The sequence below is a fragment of the Acidovorax sp. CCYZU-2555 genome, assembly GCF_018413525.1.
GTDB lineage: Bacteria > Pseudomonadota > Gammaproteobacteria > Burkholderiales > Burkholderiaceae_C > Comamonas.
Genome location: NZ_JAHCDD010000142.1, coordinates 1 through 5,433, shown reverse-complemented (window position 1 = coordinate 5,433; position 5,433 = coordinate 1). Strand labels below are relative to the sequence as shown.

Genomic DNA, 5,433 nt, shown 5'->3' with positions numbered 1-5,433 from the left:
CAGCCGTCCTTGATCAACGCCACGTCGACATTGACGATGTCGCCGTCCTTGAGGACGTCGCGGTCCGACGGAATGCCGTGGCACACCACATGGTTGACCGAAGCGCAGATGGTCTTGGTATAGCCGTGGTAGCCGATGTTGGCCGGAATGCAGCCCAGCGTGTCGACGATGTAGTCGTGGCACAGCTTGTCGAGTTCATTGGTGCTTACGCCCGGGCGCACATGCGGCACGAGCATGCGCAGCACATCGGCGGCGAGATGGCCGGCCTGGCGCGATTGCGCGATGTCGGACAGGGTATGGATGGGCGTGGAAATGGAACGCTTCATTGCGCGGCTCCGGGCGTCTGCTGCGGCTGGGCGCGCGGCGGCACGGGCAGCGCGAACGATGCGGGCGTGCTCGCGTGCTGGATCAGCAGCTGGCAGATGTCGGAGTAGGTCAGCTGCGGATGGAGTTCGGCCATCATGCCGACCCGCAGCCAATGTTCGGCCTGTGCGTTGATGGATCGGCTCAAGGCCGTGCTTGCGGTGCGCACGCTGTCATGCAGTGCGTCTGATATTTTGACAATTCCCATGTGGCGCGATTATACGTTCCATTACGTTTCGTATATTCCTGCGGCGCTTGGCCTTGCGTCCACGCGGGGATCAGAGCAGCCATTCGATGGGCAGCCAGGAAAGCAGGCGCAGCCAGGCGCGCTCGAACCAGCGGCTGTCGGGCTCGGTGCGATACACCTGCGGTGGGTTGCCCGCGCCTGCATGCCATTCGAGCCGGCCCTGGGCATCGAGCAGTACGCGGTAGCTGTGCAGCGGAATCTGCTGTTCGAAGGCCTGCGACACCTGGATGGCGAGCCGCGGGTTGTCAATCACGAAGCCCAGCTCGGTGTTGAGATGGGCCGAGCGCGGGTCGAAGTTGAACGAGCCGACGAACACGCGCTGCGCGTCGATCGCAAAAGTCTTGGCGTGCAGGCTCGCGCCCGAGCTGCCCAGCGGCCCCGAGCCATGCTCTTGCGCGGCGTCGCCCGGGCCGGGACGCATTTCGTACAGCTCCACGCCTTCGGCCAGCAGCGCCGGGCGCGAGCGCGCATAGCCGGCGTGCACCACGGCCACGTCGGTGGCCTGCAGCGAGTTGGTCAGCACGCGCACGCGTATGCCGCGCTGGCGCAGCTGCGCAAACGCCGCGACGCCGGCCTGCGTGGGAACGAAGTAGGGCGAGACCAGGTCCAGCGAGCGCTCGGGCGTACCGATGATGGGCGCAAGCTGGGTCAGCAGCAGGCCCGCGGGCGCGGCGCGGCCCAGGCCCTTGGCCGGATCGTCGCTGACCATGCGCACCGGCGACCATTCGAGCGGCAGAACGCCTTGCAGCAACTGCTGCAGAAACGGCGTCTGGACCACGGCCGTCCGGTAACTCTGCGTGGCCGGCGCGACCGCGGCTTGCGCGAGCTTTGCATCGAGGCGCTGGCGCTGGTCGGGGCGGGGCGACAGCAGCGGCGCGACGGGATAGGACGAGTCGCTGGCCCAGTAGCGGTCGAAGTCCTGCGAGACTTCGGGAACGATGGCGCCCACGGCCAGCACGTCGAGGTCGGCGAACAGCACGCCGTCGGTCGCGCCGAAATATTCGTCGCCGATGTTGCGCCCGCCGATGACTGTCGCCTGGTTGTCGGCGGTCAGCGACTTGTTGTGCATGCGCCGGTTGGCGCGCGCGAAATCGGTCACATAACCCAGGGCCTTGGGCCGGCGTATCACCATGGGGTTGAACAGCCGCACTTCGATCAGCGGATGCTGGTCGAGCGCGCTCCACTGCGCGTCCAGGCCCGAGGTGCCCACGTCGTCGAGCAGCAGGCGCACGCGCACGCCGCGCCCGGCCGCGGCCAGCAGCTCCTGGACCAGCAACGCGCCCGTGGTGTCGTCGTGCCAGATGTAGTACTGCACATCGAGCGTCTTCTGGGCGGCGCGCATCAGCAGCGCGCGCGTGGCGAAGGCTTCGAGCGGATCGGACAGCGCATAGATGCCGCTGAGCCCGGGATGGGCGGCGATCTGCGGCGCGAGCGCCTGGCCCAGCCGGGTCTGCTGCGCGGCATGGACGGGCAGGGCCGTGCTGGCGCTGCGGTCTTCCAGCGGCGGCAGGCCGCAGGCAGACAGCCAGCCGCATGCGGCAAGCAGCACGAAGCGCCAGCCTGTGCGACCCAGCGACGGCCGCATGCGTCAGTCGCCCATGACGATGCCTTCGCGCCGCGCGTCGGAGCCGCTGAACCACAGCGGCTGGCCGTGCGCGCTGCCGCGCACGATCACCTGCAGGCCGCTGGTCATTTCGATCTGCTGGACTTCACCGCCGCGCGCCTGCAGCGCCTGCACCGTGGCCGCGGGAAAACGCTCTTGCTCGAGCTGCGTGGGGCCGCTGATATTGCCGAAATTCGGCAGGTCTATGGCCTGCTGCGGCATCAGCCCCCAGTGCAGCATGGCGTACAACGCCTTGCCGGTGTAGTGGATGATCTGCGCGCCGCCCGGGCTGCCGGCGCTGGCCAGCAACTGGCCCGTGGCGTTGTCGAACACCAGCGTGGGCGACATCGACGAGCGCGGGCGCTTGCCGGCTTGCACACGGTTGGCGACGGGCGCGCCGTTGGCGCCGCGCGGGCTGAAGCTGAAATCGGTCAGCTGGTTGTTGAGCAGGAAGCCGCCGCTGCGCGGCTGGGCGCTGCCCTGGCTGGTGTTGACCATGCGGCGCGCGCCGAACTGGGCTTCGATGGTGGTCGTGAGCGCCAGCGCATTGCCGTTGGCGTCGACGATGCTGATATGGCTGGTGCCGTATTCGGGCTGGTGCGCCATGGGCGCGAACGACACGCGTTCGGGCCGGGGCGAAGGCGTTCCGGCCGCGGCCTTGGCCATGTGGCGCGGGCCTATCAGCTGGGCGCGCTGGGTGAGATACGCAGGTGCGAGCAGGCTGTGCCAGCTGCCGGCCGGGGGCTGAACGAAATCGGGGTCGGCCAGATAGAGCGCGCGGTCGGCGTAGGCCAGCCGCGCCGCTTCGCTGTAGTAGTGCAGCCATTCGGCGCCGGGCAGGCCGTCTTCGCCCAGCGGCAGGCCGTTGGCCGGCGTCTGCTTGAGCATGCCCAGGATCTGGCCTATGGCGATCGCGCCCGAACTGGGCGGCGGAAAGCCGCACAGGCGGTAGCTGTGCTGGCTCGCGGGAATCTGCACCTGGTAGTCGTGGCACAGCGCCGCGCGCTCGCGCGGCTGGTAGCCCGCAAGGTCGGCCAGGCTGAGGGTGCCCGGCGCGCCCGGATGGGTGCGCACGGCGTCGACGATGGCCTGGGCCGTCGGGCCTTCGAGCAGTCCGCGCGAACCCTGGGCCGCGATGCCGCGCAGCACCTGCGCCAGTTCGGGGTTCTTGAGCAGATGGTCCACGGGCCAGGGCTTGCCCGCGGTGTCATAGAAATAGGCGCGCGCCACGGGGTCGCGCGCCAGCAGCTTGTCGTTGCCCAGCAGCGTGTGCAGGCGGTGGCTCACGGGAAAGCCGTTCTCGGCGAGATCGATCGCGGGCTGGAACAGCCGCGCCCAGGGCAGCTTGCCGTGCACGCGATGCGCCTGCTCCAGCATGCGCACCGCGCCCGGAACGCCCACCGAGCGCCCGCTGGCCATGGCGTCGTTGAACGCCAGCGGCTTGCCGTCGGCCTGCAGGAAAAGGTTTTCATCGACCGCCGCGGGCGCGGTTTCGCGGCCGTCATAGGCCTGCACGTTGGTGCCGTGGGCATGCAGCAGGAAAGCGCCGCCGCCTATGCCGCTCGATTGCGGCTCGACCAGCGTCAGCACCATTTGCACCGCGATCGCGGCGTCGAGCGCCGTGCCGCCCGCGCGCAGCATGTCGTAGCCGGCCTGCGTGGCCAGCGGATGGCCCGAGGCGACGGCGAAGTCTTGCGTCGCCCAGCCGGGCTTTTCGCTCCAGCCCGAACCGGCCTCGGGAGCGGCGTCGGGGTTGGCGTCGGGGTTTGCAGGCACCTGGCTGCAGGCGGACAGCAGCGCGACGGCGATCACGGTTGCCGCGCGCTGCCAGAGAATCAAACGGGAGGATCTGGGCGCTTGCGGCAGCATGGATTCACCTCATGGAAGAATTTTGATGAACAGTTGAATCATCGCAGCATTCACGATGTCGATGAAAAACGCCCCTACCATCGGCACGATCAAGAACGACTTGTGCGAGGGACCGTACTGGTTGGTGATGGCCTGCATGTTGGCGATCGCCGTGGGCGTCGCGCCCATGCCGAAGCCGCAATGGCCTGCGGCGAGCACGGCGGCATCGTAGTTCTTTCCCATGAAACGGAAGGTCACGAAAGCCGCGTACAAGCCCATGGTCAGCGTCTGCGCGAGCAGGATGACCATCAACGGCGCGGCCAGGCCGCTGAGTTCCCAGAGCTTGAGCGACAGCAGCGCGATCGCCAGATAGATGGCCAGGGCGACATTGCCGAAAAGGTCGATGGCGCGGTCAAACGCCTGGAATTTGAACACGTAGTCGAGCGTGTTGCGCAGGATCACGCCGCCGCCCAGCGCCCAGACAAAGGTCGGCAGCTGGAAGGCCGTGCCTTGCGCAAACGCGGTCATGAACTCGGCAAAGCCCAGGCAGGCAGCAAACATCGCCAAGGTCTCGATGGCCACGGTGGTGGTGATCAGCCTCACCTTCTGCGGATTCTCGAAGTTGGCCTCGTCGGCCGCAGCCTGCGCCGGCAGGTCGTTACTGCGCAGCCCGTAGCGCGTGACCAGCGCCTTGGCCAGCGGCCCGCCGATCAGCCCGCCGATCACCAGGCCGAAGGTTGCACAGGCAATTCCCAGCGTCAGCGCGCCCTGGATTCCATGCTCGTTCTCGAACACTCCGGCCCAGGCGCCGGCCGTTCCGTGGCCACCGAGCAGCGTGATCGAGCCGGCCATCAGGCCGATCAGCGGGTCCAGGCCCAGCAGCGTGGCCAGGCCCACGCCCACCATGTTCTGCACCACGATGAAGATGCTGATGATGAACAGGAACAGCAGCAGGGCCGTGCCGCCTTCGCGCAGCTTGGAGAAGTTCGCGCTCAGGCCTATCGAAGAAAAGAACAGCAGCATGAAGCCGGTTTGCAGGTCGTTGCTGAACACAAACGCATAGCCGGTGAATTCGTGGATGGCGAAGATCAGCGCTGCCGCGACCATGCCTCCGGCCACTGGTTCGGGAATGTTGAAATCGCGCAGGAAGCGTATGCGATGGACCAGGAATTTGCCGACCAGCAGCACCAGGGCTGCGCAGATAAGGGTGTAGTAGGTGCTGAAGCTCAGTTGCATGCGGGGAGGGGGCCAGGTGACTGCGCGCCCGGCAGGGCGCAAGGTCGGCAAGGTGCCGACCGTAAAAAGGCGCGCAGTCTAGCACCCGGCTGGCGCCGCGCGCCGGGCAAAAGCCCCCGCACCGCGCAGGGTGCCC

At 67.7% G+C, this 5,433-nt stretch carries 5 protein-coding genes; all 5 read right to left on the bottom strand.

Annotated features, from left to right (window positions below; translation table 11 throughout):
• Positions 1-386, bottom strand: a 386-nt coding sequence (locus KHY18_RS26715; RefSeq protein ID WP_349630343.1) for a M24 family metallopeptidase, incomplete at its 3' end; no start/stop codon positions are given.
• Complete coding sequence (locus KHY18_RS26710; RefSeq protein WP_213307421.1) at positions 323-571, bottom strand: ParD-like family protein; 249 nt, start codon at positions 569-571, stop codon at positions 323-325. The genes KHY18_RS26715 and KHY18_RS26710, both read right to left, overlap by 64 nt.
• A 70-nt stretch (positions 572-641) precedes the next feature.
• On the bottom strand, positions 642-2,195 hold the full coding sequence (locus tag KHY18_RS26705; protein ID WP_213307419.1) for a phospholipase D family protein: 1,554 nt from the start codon (positions 2,193-2,195) through the stop codon (positions 642-644).
• Between the two features lie 3 nt (positions 2,196-2,198).
• Positions 2,199-4,082: a gamma-glutamyltransferase family protein gene (locus tag KHY18_RS26700; RefSeq protein ID WP_213307417.1), complete on the bottom strand. Its 1,884-nt coding sequence runs from the start codon at positions 4,080-4,082 to the stop codon at positions 2,199-2,201.
• Between the two features lie 9 nt (positions 4,083-4,091).
• On the bottom strand, positions 4,092-5,297 hold the full coding sequence (gene gltS / locus KHY18_RS26695; protein WP_213307415.1) for a sodium/glutamate symporter: 1,206 nt from the start codon (positions 5,295-5,297) through the stop codon (positions 4,092-4,094).
• Positions 5,298-5,433: the final 136 nt, after the last annotated feature.

Bases quoted from the DNA above. Each gene is read 5' to 3' on its own strand.
- KHY18_RS26710 (WP_213307421.1), bottom strand. From the start codon at position 571: ATGGGAATTGTCAAAATATCAGACGCACTGCATGACAGCGTGCGCACC.
- KHY18_RS26705 (WP_213307419.1), bottom strand. From the start codon at position 2,195: ATGCGGCCGTCGCTGGGTCGCACAGGCTGGCGCTTCGTGCTGCTTGCC.
- KHY18_RS26700 (WP_213307417.1), bottom strand. From the start codon at position 4,082: ATGCTGCCGCAAGCGCCCAGATCCTCCCGTTTGATTCTCTGGCAGCGC.
- gltS (WP_213307415.1), bottom strand. From the start codon at position 5,297: ATGCAACTGAGCTTCAGCACCTACTACACCCTTATCTGCGCAGCCCTG.